The following is an 829-nucleotide window of genomic DNA, read 5'->3' on the forward strand; positions in this document are numbered from 1 at the left end:
GAGTTTTACCAGCCCAGCCCCGCTTTTTGCCGTACCCTGATTATCGATATCGACCACATTTTTGCCTCCAGTTTCGTCTTTGATTTACCCCGCGAAATTTACCCCCACGCCGTAATTTTTACCTCTCAGGGCGTACAAGCTTTCTGACTCATTGAGGGAGTCCCATTGACCAGCAAAGCCCACCAAGCCCCTATCCGGTTCGCGAGGGACACCGCCGAGCTTCTACGCCGTGCCTGTGCCGGTGACCCTGCTGTGAACGCTCTGAGCCCCTCAAAGTGCCGTAACCCGCTCTATGAGGGCGCTGAGGTTATTTACCCGGCTTGATTGCCCGCCTTATGCCCTCAAAGCCCTCTCAGGGGCACTCAGAGCCTTTCTGAGGGCCTCTGAGGCTCCAGAGGGCACCGAAGCCCGTTCTAGCCGTCCTGAGCTGGTCTGGGGCGAGCTGAAAGCCGGTCAGCGTAATGAGACGATTTTTCAGACCATTAGACGCACTGCCTACCGTGGTGAGGACTTTGAAGCCCAGGCCTATGAGCTGAACGAGCTGTGCAATCCGCCGTTACCCTTGTCTGAGGTTGCTGGAATCGTTAGGAGTGTTGAGAAGTTCATGCGTGAGAAGTACACCCCGAAAACAGGTGCGCAGGGGCGTGAGCCTGCCCCTGAACAGCTGCGCGAGTTCATGGCGGAAATCGGACGCAAGGGCGGGAGCCGAAAGACCGAAGCCCAGAAGAAAGCCCAGGGCGCTAATCTCGCGAAGGGCGCGAATGCTTCTAGGGCTGTGCGGAGTGCTCAGGCTATCGGGCGTAGGGCGCAGATTCAGGCACTCAAAGAA

The 829-nt window shown here is 57.5% G+C and carries 1 protein-coding gene and 1 pseudogene; both read left to right on the top strand.

Annotation, left to right across the window (positions count from 1 at the left end):
• Positions 1–292 precede the first annotated feature (292 nt).
• A pseudogene (locus tag E4U03_RS13850) lies at positions 293–583 on the top strand (primase C-terminal domain-containing protein); the annotation flags it as partial.
• Positions 584–604: 21 nt separating this feature from the next.
• On the top strand, positions 605–829 hold a 225-nt coding region (locus E4U03_RS13500; RefSeq protein ID WP_245207735.1), incomplete at its 3' end, for a hypothetical protein.

Source organism: Rothia nasimurium (assembly GCF_004569295.1).
Taxonomy (GTDB): domain Bacteria; phylum Actinomycetota; class Actinomycetes; order Actinomycetales; family Micrococcaceae; genus Rothia; species Rothia nasimurium_B.